18 protein-coding genes and 1 tRNA gene are annotated in these 20421 nt (G+C 72.3%); 14 read left to right on the top strand and 5 right to left on the bottom strand.

The genetic code is table 11. The features are described 5' to 3' along the window. Positions 1-540, bottom strand: a complete 540-nt coding sequence (locus ACY8FT_RS10085) for an SRPBCC domain-containing protein (RefSeq protein WP_462418762.1) — start codon at positions 538-540, stop codon at positions 1-3. A gap of 40 nt (positions 541-580) precedes the next feature. Here ACY8FT_RS10085 and glsA point away from each other — a divergent pair, with 40 nt between their 5' ends. Genes glsA through ACY8FT_RS10070 form a run of 3 tightly spaced genes read left to right on the top strand, consistent with a single transcriptional unit; the run spans position 581 to position 3862 of the window. Continuing rightward, a complete protein-coding gene (glsA, locus tag ACY8FT_RS10080) occupies positions 581-2479 on the top strand; it encodes a glutaminase A (RefSeq protein ID WP_462418761.1) in 1899 nt (632 codons plus the stop codon). Between the two features lie 29 nt (positions 2480-2508). Beyond that, a complete protein-coding gene (locus tag ACY8FT_RS10075) occupies positions 2509-3270 on the top strand; it encodes a hypothetical protein (RefSeq protein ID WP_462418760.1) in 762 nt (253 codons plus the stop codon). A gap of 28 nt (positions 3271-3298) precedes the next feature. Beyond that, on the top strand, positions 3299-3862 hold the full coding sequence (locus tag ACY8FT_RS10070) for a Pr6Pr family membrane protein (RefSeq protein ID WP_462418759.1): 564 nt from the start codon (positions 3299-3301) through the stop codon (positions 3860-3862). Between the two features lie 42 nt (positions 3863-3904). Here the strand turns inward: ACY8FT_RS10070 and ACY8FT_RS10065 are convergent. Continuing rightward, positions 3905-3988, bottom strand: a tRNA-Leu gene (locus ACY8FT_RS10065). 275 nt (positions 3989-4263) lie between these two features. Between ACY8FT_RS10065 and ACY8FT_RS10060 the strand changes: the two genes are divergently transcribed. From ACY8FT_RS10060 to ACY8FT_RS10030, 7 genes are all read left to right on the top strand, one after another. Beyond that, positions 4264-5442 carry an FhaA domain-containing protein gene (locus ACY8FT_RS10060; RefSeq protein WP_462418758.1) on the top strand — a complete coding sequence of 393 codons (1179 nt, stop codon included), beginning with the start codon at positions 4264-4266 and terminating at the stop codon, positions 5440-5442. Then, positions 5439-5930, top strand: coding sequence for an FHA domain-containing protein FhaB/FipA (locus ACY8FT_RS10055; RefSeq protein WP_462418757.1), 492 nt, complete (start codon positions 5439-5441; stop codon positions 5928-5930). Before ACY8FT_RS10060 ends, ACY8FT_RS10055 begins: the two co-directional genes overlap by 4 nt. 2 nt (positions 5931-5932) lie before the next feature. Next, a complete protein-coding gene (locus ACY8FT_RS10050; RefSeq protein WP_462418756.1) occupies positions 5933-7543 on the top strand; it encodes a PP2C family protein-serine/threonine phosphatase in 1611 nt (536 codons plus the stop codon). 80 nt (positions 7544-7623) lie between these two features. Then, positions 7624-8991: an FtsW/RodA/SpoVE family cell cycle protein gene (locus ACY8FT_RS10045; protein WP_462419095.1), complete on the top strand. Its 1368-nt coding sequence runs from the start codon at positions 7624-7626 to the stop codon at positions 8989-8991. Further along, positions 8988-10457: a peptidoglycan D,D-transpeptidase FtsI family protein gene (locus tag ACY8FT_RS10040; RefSeq protein WP_462418755.1), complete on the top strand. Its 1470-nt coding sequence runs from the start codon at positions 8988-8990 to the stop codon at positions 10455-10457. Before ACY8FT_RS10045 ends, ACY8FT_RS10040 begins: the two co-directional genes overlap by 4 nt. Next, on the top strand, positions 10454-12238 hold the full coding sequence (locus ACY8FT_RS10035; protein ID WP_462418754.1) for a serine/threonine-protein kinase: 1785 nt from the start codon (positions 10454-10456) through the stop codon (positions 12236-12238). Before ACY8FT_RS10040 ends, ACY8FT_RS10035 begins: the two co-directional genes overlap by 4 nt. 11 nt (positions 12239-12249) lie before the next feature. After that, positions 12250-14997 carry a protein kinase domain-containing protein gene (locus ACY8FT_RS10030; RefSeq protein ID WP_462418753.1) on the top strand — a complete coding sequence of 916 codons (2748 nt, stop codon included), beginning with the start codon at positions 12250-12252 and terminating at the stop codon, positions 14995-14997. A 4-nt stretch (positions 14998-15001) separates the two neighbouring features. Here ACY8FT_RS10030 and ACY8FT_RS10025 read toward each other — a convergent pair whose 3' ends face one another. Next, positions 15002-15727, bottom strand: coding sequence for a DUF881 domain-containing protein (locus ACY8FT_RS10025; protein ID WP_462418752.1), 726 nt, complete (start codon positions 15725-15727; stop codon positions 15002-15004). A gap of 95 nt (positions 15728-15822) precedes the next feature. Between ACY8FT_RS10025 and ACY8FT_RS10020 the strand changes: the two genes are divergently transcribed. Continuing rightward, complete coding sequence (locus tag ACY8FT_RS10020; RefSeq protein WP_462418751.1) at positions 15823-16086, top strand: cell division protein CrgA; 264 nt, start codon at positions 15823-15825, stop codon at positions 16084-16086. A 70-nt stretch (positions 16087-16156) separates the two neighbouring features. Here ACY8FT_RS10020 and ACY8FT_RS10015 read toward each other — a convergent pair whose 3' ends face one another. Further along, positions 16157-16822 (bottom strand): rhomboid family intramembrane serine protease, encoded by a 666-nt coding sequence (locus ACY8FT_RS10015; protein ID WP_462418750.1) that lies wholly within the window; start codon positions 16820-16822, stop codon positions 16157-16159. Here ACY8FT_RS10015 and ACY8FT_RS10010 point away from each other — a divergent pair. Next, positions 16821-16973: a hypothetical protein gene (locus ACY8FT_RS10010; protein ID WP_462418749.1), complete on the top strand. Its 153-nt coding sequence runs from the start codon at positions 16821-16823 to the stop codon at positions 16971-16973. The two genes, ACY8FT_RS10015 and ACY8FT_RS10010, sit on opposite strands and share 2 nt — an antisense overlap. Before the next feature lie 108 nt (positions 16974-17081). Here ACY8FT_RS10010 and ACY8FT_RS10005 read toward each other — a convergent pair whose 3' ends face one another. Then, positions 17082-17600, bottom strand: a complete 519-nt coding sequence (locus ACY8FT_RS10005; protein WP_462418748.1) for a peptidylprolyl isomerase — start codon at positions 17598-17600, stop codon at positions 17082-17084. 135 nt (positions 17601-17735) lie between these two features. On the opposite strand from ACY8FT_RS10005, the gene ACY8FT_RS10000 reads away from it, so the two are divergent. Together ACY8FT_RS10000 and ACY8FT_RS09995 are read left to right on the top strand one after the other, a co-directional pair. Next, the gene (locus ACY8FT_RS10000) at positions 17736-18869 is read left to right on the top strand and encodes a hypothetical protein (protein ID WP_462418747.1); all 1134 of its coding nucleotides are present in this window, start codon (positions 17736-17738) and stop codon (positions 18867-18869) included. Positions 18870-18979: 110 nt separating this feature from the next. After that, positions 18980-20356, top strand: a complete 1377-nt coding sequence (locus tag ACY8FT_RS09995) for an IS30 family transposase (RefSeq protein WP_462418746.1) — start codon at positions 18980-18982, stop codon at positions 20354-20356. Positions 20357-20421 lie beyond the last annotated feature (65 nt).

Here is a 20421-nt window from a genome sequence, read left to right as displayed (position 1 = left end):
TCAGCGGCCCCCGAGCCCGGCCTGGACGAACGCGACCTCCCACAGCTCGGCCGCGGCCCGCTCCGCCTCGTCCTCCCGCGGTGGCAGGCCCTCGTCCTCGCCGCGGGTGCGCTCGACCTGCCCGGCCAGCCCCCAGAGAACCCGGTCCCACCCCACCCCGAGGGTCCCGAGCCCCGCGGGGTCCCCGTCGGGCAGGGCGTGCTGCACCGTCAGCACGGTCTGCCCGCCGTCGACCGCGAGGTCCACCGCGACGAAGGACTCCACGCCGTCACGTCGCAGGACCAGCCGCAGGAGCTCCGGCTCCTCGCAGCGCTCCACCACGTGGACCGTGCCGGACCCGTCGGTGAACTCCGCCCCCGGCTCCCAGCGGGCGGGCGCCTCGGCCAGCGGCCACCAGGCCCGCACGTCCTGCGGGGTGGCCCAGCTGCGCCACAGCTCCCGGGGCCGGCCCGGCAGCACCCGGCCCAAGGAGAGGAGCCACCCGGCCCCCAGCTGCTCCACGCGGCGGGTCACGGCATCGACGTGCTGCACGGCATCCATGGGGGTCATGGTGTCGCACGGCACCTGCGACACTCACCGCATGCCCCAGGACGTCCCCACGAACCCGCTGAACGAACTGCTCGCCGAGGTGCACGAACGCTTCCGTGACTACGACGGGGGCGAGCTCGCCGCCTACCTCACGAAGGTCGACGGGGTGGACACCGACGACTTCGGCCTGGCCGTCACCACCGTGGACGGGCACACCTACTCCCACGGAGAGGCCGACCGGCCGTTCGCGATCCAGTCCATCTCCAAGGCGTTCACCTACGCCCTGGCCCTCACCGACTCGGGCTTCGAGGCGGTGGACTCGGTGATCGACGTCGAGCCCTCCGGCGAGGCGTTCAACGAGATCTCGCTGCAGGAGGGCACCGGCCGCCCCTCGAACGCCCTGATCAACGCCGGCGCCATCGCCGCCACCTCGCTGGTGGCCGGGTCCTCGAGCAACCCGAACGACGAGAGCTCGGTCCCGACCGGGGACACCCGCCGGGACCGCCTCGTCGCCGGCTTCTCCCGGATGGTGGGCCGCCAGCTCACCATCGACGAGGAGGTCCTCGCCATCGAGCGCGAGGACGGCGACCGCAACCTCGCCCTGGCCCACCTGATGCGCAGCTTCGACGTGTTCTCCGACCCGCCCGAGGCGATCGCCGACGACTACTTCGCCGCCTGCTCGGTGCAGGTCACCACCCGCGACCTCTCGATGCTGGCCGCCCTCCTGGCCACCGGCGGCATTCACCCCGCCACCGGCGAGCGCCTCCTCGACGAGCGCGTGGTGGAGCGCGTGCTGGGCGTCATGAGCACCTGCGGCATGTACGACGACGCCGGCGAGTGGATGGTGCGCGTCGGCCTGCCGGCCAAGTCCGGTGTGGGCGGCGGCATCCTCGCCGTGGTCCCGGGCCAGGCCGGGTTCGCCGTCTACTCCCCGCTGCTGGACCGCCACGGCAACTCCGAGCGCGGCGTCCTGGCCTTCGAGGAGCTCTCCCGCTCCCTCGAGCTGAACCTCATGCACGGGGCCCGCATCACGCACTCCGCGGTCCGCGTCATCTATCCGGTCACCGCGGTGCCCAGCGGGGTGCGCCGCCCGCCGGTCGCCGAGGAGGTGCTGGCCCGGTACGGCAACCGCGGACACGTCATCGAGGTGCAGGGGGCCATGACCTTCGGGGCGGCCGAGGCCGTCATGCGCGAGCTGAGCGACCTGCCGGACGTGGAGGCGGTCGTGCTCGACGTCCGCCGGGTCACCATGGTCCCGCGGTTCGCCCGCGAGGGCCTCGCGCGCATCACCCGACAGCTGCACGAGCGCGGGTACCTCGTGGTGCTCGTCGACGACCGCGAGCGCTTCGAGCCCGACGAGTCGATGCAGGTGGTCGCTCGTCGCCGGGTGGCCGTCGAACGCGTGGAGAACCTGCTGCTGGACCGCCACGGCGGCTCGACTGCTGCGAGTGACGTCGTCGAGGTCGAGGACACGGGCATCCTGGCCAGCCTGGAGGCCGAGGACGTGCGAGCCCTGCAGCCGCTCATGGAGCCGCGGCAGTACGCGGCCGGTGAGGTGGTCATCCGCGAGGGGGCTCGCTTCGTCGGCATCCACCTCATCACCAGCGGGACGATCGAGACCACCTCCGGCGAGCCCGGGGCCAGCAGCGACGACGCCGACGTCGCGGACCCGACCACCGACGCCGGGGGCGAGCTCCGGCGGCTGGCGGTCCTGGGCCCCGGCCACAGCTTCGGCGAGTTCGGTCTCCTCGGCGAGGGGCGCCACGCCGCCACGGTCACCGCCCGGGAGGAGCTGCACACCTGGCTGCTGACCCCGGACGTGCTGGACCGGCTGGAGACCGAGCAGCCCGGTGTGGCGCTGCGGCTGTGGCAGTCCATCAGCCGCGACGCCTACTCGCGGGTCCGCACCCAGATGGAGCTTCTCGCCTCGCGCGCGCACCACGTCGGCTAGGTTCGGAGGACCACCCTTCAGGAGGCACCATGGCGACCCGCTCCCTCACCCGCCCCGCCCTCGCCCTGCTGGCGACCGCCGTCCTCGGCCTCACCGCGTGCGGAGGCGGTGACGAGGAGGAGTCCTCGTCCGACAGCGCGAGCAGCTCCTCCACCTCCGAGGACCCGGGGGACTCCGGCAGCGTGGACACGAGCGCCTCCGGGCCCGCCTCCGACGGGGCCTCCGGCTCACCCGCGGACGAGACTGCCGCCCGGCTGGAGAAGATGGCGCTGCCGGCCGCCGACGTGCCGAAGGGCTCGGGCGAGGGCTCCTCGAAGGCGATCCCCGCGGACCAGGGTTCGCCGCTCCACCTCGACCTCACCGGGGTGACCCCCTCCGGTGCGTGCAAGACGGCGATCGACCAGCTGAATTCCGGCGAGCGCAAGCCCGGGGCCAGCCACTTCACCGTCACCACGCTGGAGTCGGGGGCCGAGGTGCAGACCGGCGTCATCGCCATGCCGGACGTCGACGAGGCGGCCGACGACGTGTCCGCCGTCGCGAAGGACTGCTCGACCCTCGAGGGGCCCAACGCCCGGGGCGAGATCAGCGCGCTCCCCGGTGACGACGGCTTCCTCGTGGAGCTCACCGACGGCCAGCAGACCCTCCAGGTGGCCATGAGCCTGAAGCCGGTCGACGAGGAGACCGGGTCCGTGGTGCTCATGATGACCCAGGACGACTCCCTCTCCACCGACACCGTCGCCGAAGTCGTCCGGGCCCAGTCCGAGCACGCCGAGGGTGCGCTGGAGGGCTGACCCTCCACGGTCCCGCAGCCGGACCCGGATGCCCCTCACACCCTCCACAGATCGACCCGGGGGAGGATGCCCCGCCCCGGGAAGGCCATCAATACTCACGCGTGGTGGGTCCGAGCGGTCCCACCACGACCGGGCCCTCGGCCCGGCAGGAGGGCCGGTGCCGCCCCGGGGTCTTGGAGGGGGATCCCGCGACGGCACCGGCCCTCCTCCGCGCCCGGGACATCGTTCAACGACGATTCACCCGGCTTTCACAGCGGTTTCACGACCGGGACCGTCTCCCGCCCCCGCGGACGGACACCCCACCCAGACCGCCGGCAGCGTCTGGCTGCTCGTCGGTCCCCGCGGGTGGCTCGACCTGCGCCTGGTACCGCTCGCGCTGGTGCTCCCGCTCCTGTGGGTGGCGTTCACGCTGGTGCGCGGGGCCGTGATCGACCAGGACCCGTACACCTTCGTGGACGTCGTCCGGCTCGGTCTCGTGCAGGTGCTGCTGAACGTCGGCGGACTGCTCGTCCTCGGAGTCGCCGTGGCCGCTTCCTTCTGCCTGCTGGACCGGGCCCTGACCCACCGCGGGTCATCCGGGCCGCGGACATGAAGAATCCCCACCGGGTCGGGACCCGGTGGGGATTCTCTGCGGTGCGCGAGGGGGGAGTTGAACCCCCACGCCCTCTCGGGCACACGGACCTGAACCGTGCGCGTCTGCCTATTCCGCCACTCGCGCGCAGTGCCCTCTCGACGACCGCTCCACCTAGTGGAACGCTCAATCGATCGAACGACGGTGAACAATAGCAGCCGCAGGACACGGACGCCAGCCCGCGGGCTGCAGGCCCCTCCGCCGTCGGGGCGGGGTGAGCTGGCGATCGCCGTCCACCCGCGGTCCTGCCCCGATTCCGCCGTCGCCAAGTACCATCGCTGCAGGTCGGTCGCGGGTCGGCCTGCCGTGGAACCCACCACGTGACGCGCACACCGCAGCAGAACTGCCGCAGGGAGGCACACATGGGCTTGCTGGATCGCTTCGAGTCAGGGACGGAGCGCATGTTCACGGCGCCCTTCGCCCGCCTGTTCAAGCGCGAGGAGCTCCAGCCCGTGGAGATCGGCGCCGCCGTCCGCAAGGCCATGGACTCCCGTGCCGCCGTGGTGAACCGGCACCGCACCATCGTGCCCAACGTCTTCACGATCGAGCTCTCGGACGACGACTTCGACCGGCTCATCGCCTACGACGAGACGATCACCGACGCCCTGATCGCCGACGCGCAGGAGTACGTCACCGAGCAGCGCTACACCCCCGGCGGTCCGCTGCAGATCGAGCTCGTCGCCGACCCGGAGCTGCAGACCGGCATCTACAAGCTCCACCACGCGACGGTCCGCAACCCCGCCACCCTCGACGAGCGCGGTGACATCGACGCCTGGGGCGCCAGCCACGAGCGCTTCGACGACGTCATCGACCGCCACACGAGCGGCCACCGGATCCCGGCGGACGCCGAGTACCTGGGCGAGGTGGACGAGGAGGCCATCGCCGCGGCCGTGGCGGGAACCCCCCAGGAGGAGCCGCAGAGCCGCCGGGAGGAGCGCCGCCGCGCCAAGGAGCGCGAGCGCGAGGCCCGTCGCGACCAGCAGGCGCAGGCCGGTGGCCCCGCCGCGGAGCCCCTGTCCCCGGCCCCTGACGACGACGCCGTGGCGCAGGAGCGTCGCATGGCCGAGGAGCGTCGGGACCGCGAGCACGAGGCAGTGGTCGAGCAGCAGCGCGAGGAGATCCGCCGCGCTGCGGACGACCGTCGCGCGGCGCAGGACCAGCAGGACGCGCTCGCCCCGGCCGGGCCCGAGCAGCGCACCGAGGCCGCCCCCGTGGGGTCGCCCACGCGCTCCACCCGTGCCGTGGAGCGTCCGTGGCTGGAGCTCGACGGTGCCCGGTACCCGCTGACCGGTGAGACCACGGTGCTGGGACGCGACGCGGCCTGCGACCTGCCGATCGACGACCCCGGCGTCTCCCGCCGTCACCTGGAGCTGCGCACCGAGGGCTCCGGCGGTGGCCTGCGAGTGTCCCTGCGGGACCTCGGCTCGACCAACGGCACCTTCGTGGGTGGCGAGCAGGTCCGCAACGCCCGCCTGGCGGACGGGGACGCCTTCGTCATGGGGCGCACCACGGTGACGGTGCGCCTCGGACGGGCGCAATGAGCGAGCTGACCGTCGCGGTCCTGCGACTGGTCCTCCTCGCAGTGCTCTGGCTGTTCATCCTGGCGGTCGTGAAGGTGCTCCACAGCGATCTGTACGGCGCCCGCGTCGTCACCCGCAGCAGCCGCCGCGCCACCCATCGCACCCCGATGCCGGACGAGCCCTCCCCGCAGCGCCCGGGCCGGCAGAACGCCCCCCGCGAGCCCCGTCGGCTGGTGGTCGTGGAGGGCCCGATGCGGGGTGCGAGCCTGGGGCTGAAGAACGCCCCCGTCGTCATCGGGCGCAACCCGGAGGCGAGCCTGTCGATCGACGACGACAGCATCTCCGGCTCCCACGCCCGGATCAGTCCCGACGCCCACGGGTGGGTGATCGAGGACCTGGACTCCACCAACGGCACCTGGCTGGACGATGACCGGCTGCGTGAGGTCGTGCCCCTGGTGGTCGGCAGCCGCATCCGCATCGGGCGGACCGTGCTGGAAGCGAGGACCTGACCGTGTTCGACCTCCACTTCGCCGCCCGCTCGGACCTGGGGCTGGGCTCCAAGACGCGCAACGAGGACTCCGCGTTCGCGGGTCCCAACCTGCTGCTGCTGTGCGACGGCATGGGCGGGCACGCCGGCGGGGACACGGCCTCCGCCATCGCCGTCCACCACCTCGCCGTCCTCGACAACGACGTGTACCGCGCCTCCGACGCGGGCGAGATCCTGCTGCGCGAGGTCGCGGCGGCGAACGAGAAGCTGCGGGTGTTCGAGGAGGAGCACCCCGAGACCCGCGGCATGGGCACCACCTGCATCGCGATGGTGCGCAGCTCGAACTCGCTCGCGATCGCGCACATCGGGGACTCCCGCGCCTACCGCCTGCAGGACGGCGAGCTGTCGCAGATCACCCACGACCACTCGTTCCTGCAGCTCCTCATCGACGAGGGGCACCTGACCGAGGAGGAGGCCTGGGGCCACCCGCAGCGCTCCCTCATCACCCGGGTGCTCTCGGGGCGCCCCGACGACGAGCCGGACCACGGCGTCATGCCGCTGGTGCGTGGCGACCGCTTCCTGCTGTGCTCCGACGGGCTGAGCGACTACGTCCGCGACGACACGATCGCCGAGATCCTGCGGGAGACGCCGGACCCCGAGGACGCCGTGCAGCGTCTGCTCGACGTGGCCCGGCGGGCCGGGACCCGCGACAACGTGACCGTGGTCGTGGCCGACGTCGTGCAGCCCGGCTCGGTGCGCCCCTCCACCCCGCAGATGGTGGGGGCAGCCGCCCGCCTCCAGCCCGGTCACGAGTACGAGGGGCCCGAGGACCGGCAGGTCCACACCGCCTTCCGCGAGCCCGAGACCCCGGACGCGCCGACCCAGACCGTGCCGGTGGCGCCCGACGGCTCGGTGACGCTCAACGGACAGCACCTGGTGATCGGTGAGCGGGCGTTCACTCCGCGGACCATCAGCCGGGAGGGCGTCGCCGGCAGCACCCGTTTCGAGTACGTCGACCAGCCCGCCGTCGCACCCGGCGGTCTCATCGAGGTCCAGGAGGAGACGGGCCGACCGGTGGACACCGCCGGGCAGCCGCGACGGGTCGGTGGCGGCCGGCTCGGGGCCTGGCTCGTCGGCGGCCTCGCCACCCTCGCCCTCCTGGCCGGTGGGCTGTGGTGGTGGGCTGACCACAACTACTTCGTCGGCGAGCGCGAGGGTCAGGTGCAGATCCGGCGCGGTTTCGACGCCGAGCTCGCCGGACAGGACTTCTCCGCCCTGGAGGAGGACACCCACCTGGCCGTGGACGACCTGCCGTCCTTCTACGCCGACAGCGTCCGGGACGCGATCCCCGCCGACGGGCTGGACGACGCCCGTCGGACGGTCGAGGACCTGCGTCAGCACAGCGAGCAGGGGACCGACCGGGGTGAGGACGACTCCTCCAGCAGCACCGGCTCCTCCGACCGGAGCAGCTCGTCGGCCCCGAGCAGCTCGTCGGGGAACACCAAGTCGTCGTCCCCGAGCAGCTCGTCCGGGAAGGACACGTCGTCGAGGAAGCCGGCCCGGTCCGGTGACGGCCGCTCCTCGGGCTCCGCGACCTCGGGGAGCCCGTCCTCGGACGGGGGGGCCTCCTCGTGAGCCCCGGACGGGCGCGCCGTGACGGGCCCGCCACCGCGCGCGTGCAGGAGAGCTGGCTGGCCCCCCGCAGCGGTCGGTGGATGGAGTTCCTGCTCCTGGCCTTCGCCATCGGGGTGACGGCCCTGGCGTACCTGCAGGTGGGTCTCGGCACCTCGCAGACCGTGCCGACGAACATCGTGACCCTGGCCGGGGGGATGGGCGTCATCGCCCTGCTCTTCCACGTCGTGCTCTGGTGGCGCGCCCGCTACGCCGATCCCGTGATCCTGCCCGTGGCGACCCTGCTCAACGGCCTCGGACTGGTGATGCTGCACCGCCTCGACATCGCCGAGGACCGCGGTCTGGCGGCCGGGATCGCCGGCCGCCAGCTCATGTGGACCGCACTCGCCGTCGCGGTGGCGATGGTCGTGCTGGTGTGCCTGCGCGACCACCGCTGGCTCCGCCGGGTGACCTGGACCTGCGCGGCACTGGGCTTCATGCTCCTGCTGAGCCCGCTGGTGCCCGGGCTGGGCGTGGCCAACTACGGCTCCCGCATCTGGATCCGGCTGGGCCCCTTCAGCTTCCAGCCGGGTGAGATCGCAAAGATCCTGCTCACCGTCTTCTTCGCCGGCTACCTGGTGGCCGCCCGCGACGCGCTGTCGCTGACCGGTCCCAAGCTGCTCGGACTGCGCTTCCCCCGCGTGCGGGACCTCGGCCCGATCCTGCTGGTGTGGATCCTGAGCATCCTGATCCTCGTCTTCGAGAAGGACCTCGGCTCCTCGCTTCTCTTCTTCGGCCTCTTCGTGGCCATGCTCTACGTGGCCACCGAGCGGCTCTCCTGGATCATCCTCGGGCTCACCATGTTCGCCGTCGGCGCGGTCACCGCGTGGCGGCTCTTCGGGCACGTGCAGCAGCGCGTGACCATGTGGCTGGACCCGTTCAGCCAGGAGGCCCTGGCCATCAGCGACCAGGTGCCGCTGGGGCTGATGGGCATGGCCAACGGCGGCATCCTCGGCACCGGGCTCGGGAAGGGGCACCCGGACCTGACCTACTTCGTCGAGAGCGACTTCATCATGACCGCGTTCGGCGAGGAGCTGGGCCTGGTCGGGTTCATGGCGATGCTGGTGCTCTACGGCATCCTCGTCCAGCGCGGTCTGCGCATCGCCCTCGGCTCCCGCGACGGCTTCGGCACCCTGCTGGCCGCCGGGCTCGCCTTCACCGTGGCCCTGCAGGTCTTCGTCGTGGTGGGCGGTGTCACGCGGGTCATCCCGCTGACCGGCCTCACCACCCCCTTCCTCTCGGCCGGTGGCTCCTCGCTGCTGGCCAACTGGACCATCGTCGCGCTGCTGCTCCGGCTGTCGCACGACGCCCGGTCGCCCATCCCGCTGGACGACCCCGAGCCGCTGGAGGACGACAGCCCGGCCGCCCGTGCCGCCGCCCTCCAGCGCAGCAGCCGGGAGGTGGCCGCGTGAACCCGCCCATCCGACGACTCGCCTGGCTGGTGGCGCTGCTCTTCGGCGCCCTGCTGGTCGCCGCGAGCTGGACGCAGGTGGTGGACGCCGACGACCTGCGCGAGATGCCGGGCAACCGGCGCACCATGCTCAACGAGTTCAGCCGGGAGCGCGGCCAGATCCTGGTCGACGGCGAGGCCGTGGCGACCAGCGTGCCCGCCGACGGCAAGGTCCCGTGGCGGCGCACCTACCCCGAAGGGCGGGAGTACGCCCACGTCACCGGCTGGTTCTCCATGATCTACGGCAGCGGCGGAGGCCTCGAACGGTCCTCCGGGTCCCTCCTGTCCGGTCGCGACGACTCCCTCTTCTACCGCCGGCTGCCCGACCTGCTCTCGGGACGGCAGCCCGCCGGCGCGAGCGTCGAGACCACCATCGACGCGCGGGCCCAGGCGGCGGCCACCCGCGCCCTGGACGGCCGGCGAGGGGCCGCGGTGGCCCTCGACCCCAGGAGCGGGGAGATCCTGGCCATGGTCTCGGCGCCCTCCTTCGACCCCTCGCAGCTCTCCCAGCAGGACCTGGGCGCGGTGGAGAGCTCGTGGCGGCAGCTCAACGACGACCCGCAGCGCCCGCTGATGAACCGCACCCTCTCGCGCACCTACCCCCCGGGGTCGGTCTTCAAGCTGGTCACCGCGGCGGCGGCCCTCGAGGAGGACCGGGCCGAGCCCGACGACCGGATCCCCGCCCCCGGCTCGTGGACCCTGCCGGGGACCCAGACGGACCTGCGGAACTTCGGCGGCAAGGAGTGCACCGACGACGGCACGGACGAGCAGAGCCTCACCGACGCCCTCCGGGTCTCGTGCAACACGGCGTTCGCCCAGCTGGGCGTGGAGCTCGGCGACGATGCCCTGCGCTCCCAGTCCGAGGCCTTCGGCTTCGGGGAGGAGATGACGGTTCCCATGCTTGCCACCCCGAGCACCTTCCCGAAGGACCCCAACGAGCCGGAGACCGCCCTGACGGCACTGGGCCAGCACGACGTCCGCACGACCCCCCTGCAGGTCGCGATGATCAGCGCCGCCATCGCCAACGGCGGCCAGGCACAGGAGCCGCACCTCGTCAAGCAGATCCTCGACGACGACCTCGATGTCATCGACACCCCGAAGGGTGACGAGCTGCCCCGTGCCGTGTCCGAGGAGACGGCCGGCCAGCTGCGGGACATGATGGTGTCGGTCGTGGACTCCGGTACCGGTCGGGCTGCCGCCATCGAGGGGGTGCAGGTGGCCGGCAAGACCGGTACCGCCGAATTCGACGACCCCGACGGTCGGGTGCACGCCTGGTTCATCGGGTTCGCCCCTGCCGACGACCCCGAGGTCGCCGTGGCCGTCGTGGTCGAGGACGTCGGCCGGTCGGCCTCGGGAGAGACTGGCACCGGTGGCTCCGTCGCCGCGCCCATTGCCCGTTCGATCATGGAGGAGGTGCTCACCCGATGAGGGGACGACACGGAGTCGGTGACGTCGTCGCCGGCCGGTACCGCCTCACCGAGCACATCGCCACCGGTGGCATGGGCGAGGTGTGGCAGGCCGACGACGAGGTGCTCCAGCGCCCGGTGGCGGTCAAGATCCTGACCAAGGGGCTGAAGGACACCGAGGGCTTCGACGAGCGCTTCCGCTCCGAGGCACGGCACAGCGCACAGCTGCACCACCACAACATCGCGGCCGTCCACGACTTCGGCGAGGACGACGACGGCGCCTGGCTCGTCATGGAGTACGTGCCGGGCCTGACGGTGGCCCAGATGATCCGCGACCGCGGGGCCCTGCCGCCCGACGAGGTCGCCGACCTCATGACCCAGGCCGCCCGTGCTCTCGGGGCCGCGCACGCGGCTGGCGTGGTGCACCGCGACGTCAAGCCCGCCAACATCATCGTCACCCCGTCGGGCGTGGCGAAGCTGACCGACTTCGGCATCGCCCGCGCGGTCGACTCCGCCGGCCTCACCCGGACCGGCGAGGTCATGGGCACCGCCCAGTACCTCGCCCCCGAGCAGCTGATGGGACGCGGCGCCACCCCGGCCTCCGACCTGTACAGCCTCGGCGTGGTCGCCCACGAGATGCTCACCGGCGAGCGCCCGTACGAGCGCGAGTCGGTGGTGGCCACCGCGATGGCCCACGTGAACGAGGCCGTCCCGCCGCTGCCGGAGAGCACCCCCGCGCCGCTGGCCGCCGTGGTGCTGCGCCTCATGGCCAAGGACCCCGTCGACCGCCCGCAGGCCGCGCGGGAGGTCGTCTCCATGCTCACCAACCCGGACGCGATGGCGGCCTCCCCGCCGACCGTGGTGGGCCCGACGCCGGCGGACCGGTCGACCCCGGACGCCCCCGGGGCGACCCAGGGGGTGACCCAGCCGGTGCGTCGGCGGAGCATCGCCACCACCCAGGGCCACCCGGTGATGACCAACCTGGACGTGCCCAAGGGCACCGGGGCCCGGCGGGCGGGCCCGCCGCGCCGCCGTCGCCGGGGTCTTCCGTGGCTCTGGCTGCTCGCGGCCCTCCTGCTCATCGGTCTGCTGGTCGGTCTGGGGAACACGCTCCTCGGCGGCGGTGACCCGGACACCGGCCCGACCGAGACCGGTGGCCCGACGAGCAGCACGACCTCCCAGGAGTCCCCCTCGAGCAGCGACGCGCCGACGGAGACGTCGACCACCACGGTGACCGACGACCACACCGTCGTGCCCCCGGATCCGTCGACCACGGGGGAGCCCACCACCACGGAAGAACCGACCACCACGGAGACCGTCGAACCCTCGACGACCCAGCCCACCGAGACGGGTGAGCCCACCACGGAGGACCCGACCACCACGGAGACCGTCGAACCCTCGACGACCCAGCCCACCGAGACGGGTGAGCCCACCACGGAGCCCACCACCGACCCGGAGCCCTCCACCCCGTCGGACACGACCGAGCCCTCGGAGACGACCACCTCGACGGAGCCCACCACCGACCCGGAGCCCTCCACCCCGTCGGACACGACCGAGCCCTCGGAGACGACCGGCACGACGGAGCCCACGACCCCTCCGGAGACCACCAGGCCCCCGGACAAGACCACCGCGCCGCCGTACCCGACGAGCTCGTCGGGTAGCAGCACGCCCCCTGAGGAGAGCAGCAGCACCTCCGCGACCACCGAGTCCAGCTCGTCGTTCGGGTCGAGCACGGACGCGAGCCCCTCCACGACCGAGCCGTCGTCCACGTTGCCGGACGTCACGGCGTACGACCTGGCCTAGGAAGGACACCCATGGACGCACGACGGCTGTCGGACCGCTACGACGTCGAGGAGACCATCGGTCGCGGGGGGATGGCGGACGTGGTGGCCGCCACCGACTCACGGCTCGGCCGCCGCGTGGCGGTGAAGATCCTGCGCGATGACCTGGCCCGCGACCCGTCCTTCGTCCGCCGCTTCGAGTCCGAGGCCCTGGCGGCCGCCCGGCTCAACCACCCGGGCATCGTCTCCGTCTTCGACGTGGGTGAGCACCAGCCGGACACCCGGGGAGGACTCCCTCGTCCCTTCATCGTGATGGAGAAGGTGGACGGCAGCACGCTGCGGACCGTGCTGGACACCGAGGGTCCCCTGCCGCCCGCTCGGGCCGTCGCCGTCGCCGCGGACGTCCTCGACGCGCTGGCCTACAGCCACGAGCAGGGGGTGGTGCACAACGACATCAAGCCCGGGAACGTGATGATCACCGACGAGGGTGCGGTGAAGATCATGGACTTCGGCATCGCCCGCGCCCTGGCGGACATGACGGTCACGCTCACGCAGCCGGACCACGTGCTGGGGACCGCCAAGTACATGGCACCCGAGCTCACGAGCGGTCGGCCCGCCGAGCCCTCCGCGGACGTGTACGCCGTGGGCTGCGTCCTCTTCGAGATGCTGACCGGGAGCACCCCCTTCACCGGGGACCCCGCCGCACTGGTCACGCAGCACCTGCAGGTCGCACCTCCTCGGGTGTCCTCCCGGGTGGAGGGGATGCCGGCGGAGCTCGACGATCTCGTCGCCTCGATGCTGGCCAAGGACCCTGCCGACCGCCCCGCCACGGCGCTGGACGCGGAGGCCTCGCTCCGGGAGATCACCCGCCGTTCCTCCGGGCCACGACCCTCCACCTCGGTGACGGGCAGCGCGACGGGCCACGGAGCCTCCTCTGCCTGGGGTGCCGGTGCCGCGGGAGCGGGCGCCGCGGGTGCCGGCGCCGCCGCTGCCTCGGGCGGGGGGTTCGAGCCACTGGACGTGGAGGACCGGCCGCAGGAGGCCACGCGCGAGCTGCCGGCCTTCCGGTCGCTCGACGAGGCACCTCCCGCCGCCGGACGGCCGACCGCCGCGGAGTCCAGCGACCAGGCGGACGACAGCATCCCCACGGAGGGCGAGGAGCACGTCGACCACGAGGAGCCCGCTGGTTCCCCGGCCCCCGTGGGAGGTGCGGGGTCCACCGGTGGCACGGGGCAGGCGCAGGCGGACCGCACCGCCACCGACGACACGGTCGCCATGGGCGCAGCAGCGACCACACCGCCCCCCGGTGGCTCCACCCCCAGCCGGCAGAAGGACCCCCACGCCCCGTGGCAGCCGGGTGACGACGTCCCGGCCTTCGCGGTGGACGAGCCCCCCACGCACCCGACCCCGGTGCCGCCGGTCGGGTCGACCACGGACGTCTCGGGATCCACCACCGGCTCCCTGCCCGCCCACAGCGACGTCATCCGCCTGGCCGACACCTCGCAGATGCGCCAGGCGGACGACGACGGCGACGAGGACCGCAGCCGGGGAACGGCCGTGGCCGGTTCGACGGCGAAGGGCGCCGCCGGCGCGGCAGGTGTCGCAGGTGCCGGGGCGGCCGCTGCGGCCTCCCACGAGACGGAGAGGACCACCCACGGGGAGTCCACCGACCAGGCGGACGGCGGCACCACGGTGTCCGGGACGACGCGTCTGGGCGAGTCCGCCGAGGAGACGGGTGGAGCGAGCTCGGCGAACTCCACCGAGCCGGTCACCGGTACCTTCAGCCGACGGTCCCGACGAGGCGGTCTGCCGTGGTGGGCCTGGGCGCTGGGCGGTCTGGCCCTGTCCGGGGCGGCTGTCGGAACCGTCGCCGGCGTGCAGAACTGGAGCAGCGAGCGTGGCTCGGTGTCCCTGCCGGACGTCCGCGGCAAGTCGCAGCAGGAGGCCGAGGAGATCCTGCACGACGCCGGTCTCGAGGTCCGCATCGGCGGACGCATCGACGACGCACCGCTGGGGACGGTCCTGGAGCAGACGCCCGACCCGGGCACCTCGGTCGAGCGTGGCGCCATGATCACGCTGGTCGTGGCGTCCACCGAGAACACCCCGGTCCCGAGCGGGTCGTCCGACACCACTTCCAGCAGTGACGGCGGGCAGGAGTCCGACGAGGGGTCCGCCGAGTCGAGCCCGGACGGCACGGACAGCTCCACCGGTGACGGGAAGTCGCGGTCGTCCTCCGAGAACGAGAACGAGTCCCCCGAGGCCACGTCGGGGGAGACCGACGAGAGCCGCGGGGGCACCGGTGGCGTCCCGCAGGACGGCACGGGCTCCGAGGACGAGGACGGTGGCGCCACCGACGAGCAGCCCACGGGGACGACTCGCGGGGACGACGGGACAACGGACGATGGGGGTGAGAACACCGGCGAGGCGCCGAACCAGGACCTTCCGACGGACACCGGGGACGACCCCACCACCACCGAGCCAGACCCCACCACCACCGAGCCAGACCCCACCACCACCGAACCGGACCCCACCACCAGCGAGCCGTCGGAGTCCGAGAGCGACACCGAACCCAGCACCTCAGAGTCCGAGTCCGAACCATCGGACTCCGAGAGCGACACCACGACCAGCGGATCGGACAGCCCCACGGAATCCGAGTCCGCATCGGAGCCCTCGGGTTCGGAGAGCGAGTCCGAGACCTCCGAGCCGGAGCCGAGTCCGACGGACTCGCAGCCCGAGCCGACCTCGAGCACGTCGAGCGACCCCAGCTCCTCGACGAGCTGAGCCGTCAGCGGCCCGGCTCGGCGTCCTCCTGCTCGGAGAGGGCCCGGGCCCGGGTCGACATCTCCCCCGTGAACGGCGGGACGGTCACCGCGTCGAGACGCTGCTGGCGGTAGCCCAGGTCCACCGACGAGGTGTACTCACGCATGAGCTGCACCTCCAGCGAGGCGTCCAGCTCCAGCTCCATCTGCTCGGCGGGCCCCACCGCCCGGATGACGAACGGCGGGGAGTACACGCGCCCCTGGAGGATCAGCGTGTTGCCCACGCACCGCACCGCCGAGGTGGAGACGAGCCGCTGGTCCATGAGCTGCACGCCCTCGGCTCCCCCGGCCCAGAGTGCGTTGACCACCGCCTGGATCTGCTCCTGGTGGATCACCAGGTCGTTCGCGCCGTAACCCTCGGGCACCCGGTCCCCCCGCAGCGGCGAGTCGTCCAGCACCACCTCGATCCCGGGACCGCTCACCTCGGTGAGGCCGGCCGCCACCGCGAGCGGGTCCTGCTCCGTGGTCTCTCCGCCGGCCCGCTCGGCGACCTCCTGGTCCACCTCCGTGCGCAGCGCCCCGACCCTCTGCTCCTTCTGCTCCACCGAGTCCCCCAGCGCACGCAGCGCCTCGGCGCGGTCGCGGTTCTCCGGCCGGATGTCGTCCCCGTCAGCCACCGAGGCCGAGATGCCGAAGAGCAGACCCGCGGCGAGGGTGACGGCCGGCACCGCGACCTTCCACAGCGACGTCATCGGTTCCTCCTGCTGCCCGCGGGCGAGTCCGGGGCAGTCTGCCACGCTGCGTACGACAGGATGTCGCCCACCACAAACCGTCGACAGGAGTGGCCATGACCGACCTTCCCCCCGAGCTGCGCAACGCGGACGAGACCCCCGACCCCCACCGCGAGGAGATCGCCGGGACCGCCTCCGGCATGAACCCCCGCTGGCTGGTGCCCACCATGGTGGCCCTGATGGTCATCGGCATCCTCTGGGTGGTCGTCTACTACGTCACCCAGGGCGAGTACCCGGTGGCCGCGTGGGGCTACTACAACGTGGCCGCGGGCATGGGCTTCCTGCTCGCCGGGTTCCTGCTGGCAACGCGCTGGCAGTGATCCTCAACAGCCTTCGTCCACACGTCGTCCACAGGCTGGGGACAGAACTACACGCGTGTGTTTTCCCCGGTCATCGCATGGTCAGCAGGTCCGGCACCATCGCGTAGCGGGCCATGCACAGGGCGACCAGCACCACGACCACGCCGAGCACGACGCTCCAGACGAGCCCCGGGCTCCGCGTGCGGGCCCCCCGTGCCATGCCCCAGGCGAGCACGGCACCGGTCAGCGCCCCGCCCAGGTGCGCCTGCCACTCGATGTTGGGGTACACGAAGCCGATCACGGCGTTGACGCCGATGAGGACCACCATCGGGGTGACGGGACGACCCCGCCAGTGGTCGAGCACGAGCAACCCGAGGAAGAGCCCGAACACCGCACCGGACGCACCGACGCTCGGGGAGAACCAGTCGCCGATGCTGCCGGCGTCGAGGTCCGGCGGTGTGGCCAGCAGCAGGGAGCCGACGGACCCGCCGAGCCCGCTCACCAGGTAGAGCGCGGCGAATCGGGCCTGACCGAGCAGCCGCTCGAGGTACCCACCGACCGTCCACAGGGCGAACATGTTGAAGAGCAGGTGCGTCGGACCGGTGGGGTCGTGCAGGAAGGCCGAGGTGACGAACCGCCACGGCTCGTGGACGGCGAGGCCGGGGACGAAGGACCCGTCGTTCGTCAGGGGCGGCATCGCCAGCTGCAGCAGCCAAACGACCACGCAGGTGGCGATGATCCCGTAGGTGACGGGCATGTCGCCCATCTGGCGGCCGCCGAGCGCGGTCCGCTGCGCCGGCATCGCCCGCGAGGCCGCGCGCACGCAGTCGACGCACTGCACCCCCACCGCGGCGGGTCGCTGGCACTCCGGACAGGCGGGCCGTTCGCAGCGCTGGCAGGAGATGTAGCTCGTCCGGTCCGGGTGCCGCGGGCAGACAGGAGCACCGCCCCCTTGCGAGGGGCGGTGCTCGGCGGGGTTCTCCCCGTGGTCAGCGGTCATGCGCCGGTGAGGATGCTCAGTCCTCGACGGTGACGCTGGTGATCTCCACCTTCTCGACCGGGGCGTCCATCCGACCGGTGGGGACCTTGGCGATCTTGTCCACGACGGCCTGGCCGTCGGCGTCCTTCACCTCACCGAAGATGGTGTGCTTGCCCTGCAGGTGCGGGGTCGGCGTCACGGTGATGAAGAACTGCGAGCCGTTGGTGCCCTTGCCGCCGCGGGTGCCGGCGTTGGCCATGGCCAGCAGGTAGGGACGGTCGTAGGCGAGGTCCGGGGAGATCTCGTCGTCGAACATGTACCCCGGGCCGCCGGTGCCGGTGCCCAGCGGGCAACCGCCCTGGATCATGAACCCGTCGATGATGCGGTGGAAGCCGAGGCCGTCGTAGAAGGGCGTCGGGTTGGTGCGCCCCGCGTCGTCCTTGTACTCCTTGGTGCCCTTGGCCAGGCCGACGAAGTTGTCGACGGTCGTGGGGGCGTGGTTCTCGAACAGCTCGACCGGGATGTCACCGTGCGTCGTGTGCAGCGTGATCTTCATGGTCGCCATTGTCACAGACCTGCCGGTGCCACGCGTTCACGGCGTCCTGCGCCCCCCGTCGGGCACCGCGTGAGGTGGAGAAGCACCTGTGGTTCGGTGCAGGATGGGGGCAGTGCCCACGACCGAGGAGGACTCGTGATCGACAACCCGTTCCGCAAGAAGACCGCCGGTGAGCGACTGGCCGAGAACGCCCGGATGCGTCTCGACGCCGCCTCGCTGGCCTCCCAGGACGCCGGCCTGCGCGCCAAGCGTCTCGGTGCCCGTGCCGCCGAGGGTGCCTCCACCTCGGCCAAGGACGCCGGCGCCGCCCTGAGCGGTCTGGTCCCGACCGTGGCAGCGACCTTCGCCGCCGCCCGCAGCCGCACCGCCGAGGGCATCCACCAGGGCGTGGACTCCTCCGCGAACACCCTGAGCAACGGTCTGGACGCCGCCCCGGACAAGGTCGACCACGCCCGCGACTGGATCGTCGACGAGCTCCTCCCGCGTCTGCAGCAGATGGTCGACGGCACCGTCGACGCCAAGAACGACGCCGCGGCCAAGGACGGGGCGCTCTCCGCGCTGGCCGGCGAGACCGTGCGCCGCAAGAAGCGCAAGGGCGGCTTCCTCATGGTGCTCGGCCTCGCGCTGCTCGGTGGTGCCGGCTACTTCTGGTACACCGACCAGCAGAAGCGTCAGGGCGACCCGTGGAAGCGGGTGGCCACCACCGAGGACCCGTGGGCGTCCACCGACCGCCGCGCCGTGTCCGCCGCCGCCAACCCGGGTGCGGGCATGCGCCCCGACCCGCACGCCGGCCACGAGGCGACGACCGGCGAGAAGGTCCACCTGACCCCCTCCGAGGCCGCTGCCGCCCGCGAGGGCCAGGCCGACCGTCCGGTCTCCGCGCTGACCACCGGCACGCGGTCCATCGCCCCGTCGGGCTCTGGCGTGGAGGAGGACCGCACCCGCACCGAGCGCACCACCGTGGAGCGCGAGCCGATCAACCGCACCGTGGAGCGCGAGGAGGCCACGGACGCCCGCGTCGAGCGCACCGGCACCCAGCAGCGTCGCTTCGAGGACCCGGCCACCACCGGCCCCATCGCGACCGGCTACGCGGACAAGGCCGACGACATCGCCGGTGACAACGCGCCCACGCAGTCGATCCCGACCGTCGGGGAGCGCCTGAACCCGGTGGACGCCCGCCCGGCGGACAACAACGTCGACCCCTACGGCGAGACCACCGCGACCGGCCGCGAGGGCGACACCACCGGCGAGAAGTGGATGCGCAACTGATCCTCCCGCCGCGGCCCCGGGCCCGGTAGCACGCACGAGGGAGGGCCGACCCCATCGGCGGGTTCTAGTGGTCCTCGCAACACCCTGTTCTTCAGGGAGTTGCGAGGACCATGTGGTTGTCTGAGGTCAAGAGCGCGTTCTGGGCGGCGTTGGATGCTCATCAGGGGAATGTGCGGGCTGCTGCGCGTGCGGTCGGGGCGAACGAGAACACCGCTGCTGGGTGGGTGCGCAAGGCGGGGTTGTCTGGTCGGGGTCGGCCGGGGACAGGGCCTCATCCGCGGCGGGGTGAGTACGACCGGTTACGTGCTGCTGGAGTCACCCGTCGGGATGCCGCCGAACGGGTCGGGGTGCACGTGCGTACGGCCGAGGACTGGGACCGGGGAGTGCGCAGGACCAACGGGGCCAGGATCTATCCCGATGGGCGACGGGTGGACTACACCACGGGTATGACCAGGATCGTGTCGGTAGAGCCCTCCCTGTCGGTGGTGGAGAAACGCCTGCACCCCAGGTATCTGACCGTGACGGACCGGGAGACCATCGCTGACCTGCACCGGCAGGGCATGTCGTTGCGAGGGATCGCCCGGGTGCTGGGCCGGTCGGCGTCCACGGTCAAGCGGGAACTGGACACGTACAGCACTGGCGGGGTGTACCTGCCCCACCGGGCCCAGCGGGCCTGGGCCCGGTCGCGGGCCAGGCCGAAGGAGTCGAAGCTGGCTCGACCGGGAGCGCTTCGGGACTACGTCAGCGAGAAACTCGCCCTGCGGTGGTCCCCGGAACAGATCAGCCGTTCCCTGCCAGGGGCGTTCCCGCAGGACGACACTGTGCGGGTGAGTCACGAGACGATCTACCAGGCGTTGTACTTCCAGGCCCGCGGCGGATTGCGCCGCGAGGTGGCCACCGCGTTGCGGACCGGGCGGGCCCGCCGGGTGCCCCGCACCAGGCCCGATCAGCGGCAGAAGAGGTTCACCGACCCGATGGTCATGATCAGTGATCGTCCCGCGCAGGTGGAAGACCGGGCCGTGCCGGGCCACTGGGAGGGTGATCTGATCCTGGGCGCTGGTGGACGCAGCGCGATCCTGACCTTGGTGGAACGCTCCACCCGGTACGTGATGCTCGGGCACCTGCCCGGTGGGCACACCGCTGAGGAGGTCCGGGACGTCCTGGTCGACCTGATCGGGACCCTGCCAGAGCACCTGCGTGGGTCGCTGACCTGGGACCAGGGGTGCGAGATGGCCGCTCACCGGCAGTTCACGATCGCCACCAGTGTACCGGTGTACTTCTGCGACCCACACTCACCCTGGCAGCGCGGGTCGAACGAGAACACCAACGGACTGCTGCGGCAGTACTTCCCCAAGGGCACCGACCTGTCGGTCCACGGCCCGGCCGAACTCGAATACGTCGCCCAGGAACTCAACGGCCGCCCACGCAAAACGCTCGGCTGGGCAAACCCAGCCGAGCGCCTGCGTGATCTACTGACAACCAACTAGGCCATCAGGTGTTGCGAGGACCCCTTGAAACCGCCATCTGGGGTCGGCCCTCCCTCGTGCGGTCG

The organism is Kytococcus sp. Marseille-QA3725 (assembly GCF_054950055.1).
Note: the sequence above shows the minus strand (reverse complement) of the source record. Positions and strands in the feature narration are given on the sequence as shown.